Source organism: Candidatus Nanopelagicales bacterium, from assembly GCA_018003655.1.
Classification (GTDB): Bacteria; Actinomycetota; Actinomycetes; order S36-B12; family UBA10799; genus JAGNDY01.
In genome coordinates this window covers 1-2,768 of record JAGNDY010000161.1, presented here as the reverse complement: position 1 = coordinate 2,768, position 2,768 = coordinate 1, and the positions used below count along the sequence as shown (strand labels likewise).

General features: G+C 60.2%; 3 protein-coding genes and 1 tRNA gene. 1 reads left to right on the top strand and 3 read right to left on the bottom strand.

Translation table 11 applies throughout. From position 1 onward, the window contains the following. The 3 genes from KAZ48_11750 to KAZ48_11740 all read right to left on the bottom strand — a co-directional run. Positions 1–187 (bottom strand): hypothetical protein (locus KAZ48_11750; protein MBP7973464.1); only part of this gene is annotated, 187 nt, incomplete at its 3' end. Continuing rightward, on the bottom strand, positions 184–510 hold the full coding sequence (locus tag KAZ48_11745; GenBank protein MBP7973463.1) for a hypothetical protein: 327 nt from the start codon (positions 508–510) through the stop codon (positions 184–186). The genes KAZ48_11750 and KAZ48_11745, both read right to left, overlap by 4 nt. A gap of 162 nt (positions 511–672) precedes the next feature. Further along, positions 673–748: transfer RNA gene (locus KAZ48_11740), tRNA-Thr, on the bottom strand. A gap of 484 nt (positions 749–1,232) precedes the next feature. On the opposite strand from KAZ48_11740, the gene KAZ48_11735 reads away from it, so the two are divergent. Beyond that, positions 1,233–2,579: a carotenoid oxygenase family protein gene (locus tag KAZ48_11735; GenBank protein MBP7973462.1), complete on the top strand. Its 1,347-nt coding sequence runs from the start codon at positions 1,233–1,235 to the stop codon at positions 2,577–2,579. Positions 2,580–2,768 lie beyond the last annotated feature (189 nt).

The following is a 2,768-nucleotide window of genomic DNA, read 5'->3' as shown; positions in this document are numbered from 1 at the left end:
GTCTTACCCCCGACAGTTCGTGGCCTCGCCCAGCTAAGTGGAACTTGACTCTCCATGTGGCTCGTTTCTCGTTCGGCGGATAGAGGGTAATGCCGTCCAGAGCAACAGCCTGTTGGTTGGTTTCGCTACTGGCCAGGGCTTTGGCAATCTTCGCCGGTGGAGTGACCGGCGCGCGCCGGGCGCTCATGCTGCTACCCCTCTTCGCGGGCGGAACTCAACTTTGGGGAGGTCGGTTGGCGCTGCTTCTTCAGTTGCGCGAACTCGGGTTCGTGAGGCTGTGAAATGCCCGCGAACGTCGTCGGCCAACCAGCGACGAAACCGCCGGGAGTTGGAGATGGGGGCTGGGAAGCCAGGCACCGAAATTCGCTCATAGGCAGCGGATGGGCGCAATTTGAGGTAGGCCGCGATTTGGGTTGCGTCCCACAGTTCATCACTGAGATCCGCAGTCGGCAGCGGCGTTGTTGATTTCTTCATACCTTCACCAGTGCCGGTGTCCAGAAGTTCTGTCACACAACAACCGTGCGAGATTTCAGCCAAATATGGCCGCGAACGGGCCTCCCTACTGTCCTCTTCCGTGGCAATACCGTGGCAATTCGGCTTCCGAATTGATCTTGTTCGCATAATCAAAAACCCCGCCTGACCTGTTTTGCCTGGTCAAACGGGGTTTCTGTGTGGAGCCGCCTTGGAGAGTCGAACTCCAGACCTACGCATTACGAGTGCGTCGCTCTACCAACTGAGCTAAGGCGGCGAAACCCTTGTGTTTGCAAGGGTTTCCTTGCGTGAACGGAATCACGATGGCGATGCCTTGCCTTGGGTGTGTCCCGAATGTGCCCAACTTTCTGAGGCACGCTTAGGAGACACCTTCTGCGTGGTCTTGCGACGCCTTGAAGTGCCAGAAGGTGACACGACGTCCACCAGCCCACGAGACACAAAGACAAAATCCTCGCGACTTCGTTCGGGTACTGCGAGGCCCAAGCCTGCCATAGCGCGTCAACGCGTTGCGCCGGGGATAGCGACTACTGCGGAGCTCGGGCGTGGCGCGCGCACTTGCCTCGGGTGTCCAACTCAGGCTTAGCGGTGTCACGCTCAGCACCAAGAGCGCGGTACGCGATGCCCGTCCCACGCTAACGGCCCCCGCCACCTCAGCGACGGTGGGTTCGGTTCACCAAGCAGCAGCCGCAGCTCACTGGGCATACTCAGCGGATAGTCCGGTGCGCTGATTGGGAGTTGTGATGGTTGAAGGCACATTTACGCGGGGTGTGTACGCGCCCGTCGCCGAAGAACGTGAGTTGACCGATCTGCCAGTCACTGGGACGCTACCCCCCGAACTCGATGGGCTCCTGATCCGCAACGGCCCCAATCCGAACCCGGCCTCTGCGCGCGGCGGCGGTAGCGAGGAGAACGGCTGGTTCCTGGGCAACGGGATGCTTCATGGCATCCGGATCCGAGACGGAAAGGCGCAGTGGTACCGCAATCGCTACGTCAAGACCGGATATCTGACGGGGCAGGATCCACCACCAGACCACGACAGCCCGGCCAATACCCACGTGATCGGCTACAACGGCCAGATCCTCGCGTTGTGCGAGGGCGGCTGGCCATATGCCGTGACGCCTGAACTCGAAACCATCGGCATGGTCGGATTCAACAACCAACTCAAGGGCGCGATGACCGCTCACCCCAAGCTGGATCCGGTGACCGGAGAGATGGTGCTGTTCGGCTACGACTGGCAGGAACCGTATCTGCGGTATCACGTTGCCGACAGCGCCGGCGAACTCAAGCACTCGGTCGACATTGACGTCAAAGGCCCGACGATGATGCACGACTTCGCGACAACGGCTAGTCGCACGCTCTTTCTGGATCTACCTGTCGTCTTCGACCTCGAACGCGCGATGCAGGGAGTGGCCATCCCCTACAACTGGGATGACGAGTACGGAGCCCGAGTCGGGATCCTTCCGCGATACGGCAACTCCAGCGACGTCAGATGGTTCGAGATCGATCCGTGTTACATCTTCCACGTCTTCAACGCCTACGACGAGGGCGACGAGGTTGTGCTCGACGCGTCGCGCTACGACAAGATTTGGGTCTATAACAAGGACACCAAGCAGATGCTCAATCCCGCCAACTCGTACCTTGTCCGCTACCGGTTCAACCTGGCGACCGGCACGTCGTCGATGACGACGCTGTCCGACACAGGAGTCGAGTTTCCGCGAGTTGACCTCAACCGGGTCGGGCTTGCCTACAGGTACGGCTACGGCGCAGTAGTGCCGGATGACAACCTCAATACGTTCAGTTCCATCGCCAAGTTCGACTTGCAGGCGAACACCACCGAGGTCTTCGACACCGGAGCCGACTGTGTGCCCGGTGAGCCGATCTTCGTCGGTGCTGCCGGCCAGTCAGCTGAAGATCACGGCTACCTCATAACGGTCAACTACAACAAGTCCAACGACCGCAGCGACATTCTGGTAATCGATGCGGGCTCGATGTCGGAAACAATCGCGAAGATCGAACTACCATTCCGAATCCCGATGGGCTTTCACGGAAGCTGGCTGCCCTGGGAGACAGTTGGCTCAGCTAAGTAACCGCGGCGCGCGCAAGCTGCTTCAAATTCGCTCACCCGACAGCACCGCACGAGGCCTACCGGCTCGCCAGCGCCTTGTCGATTGCCGTTGCGAGGGCCGGTTTGGGCTGGGCACCGATGACGCGATCGACGACCTTCCCGTGATCCAGAATCACCAGCGTTGGGATGCTGCGCGCGTCGTACTTGGCGG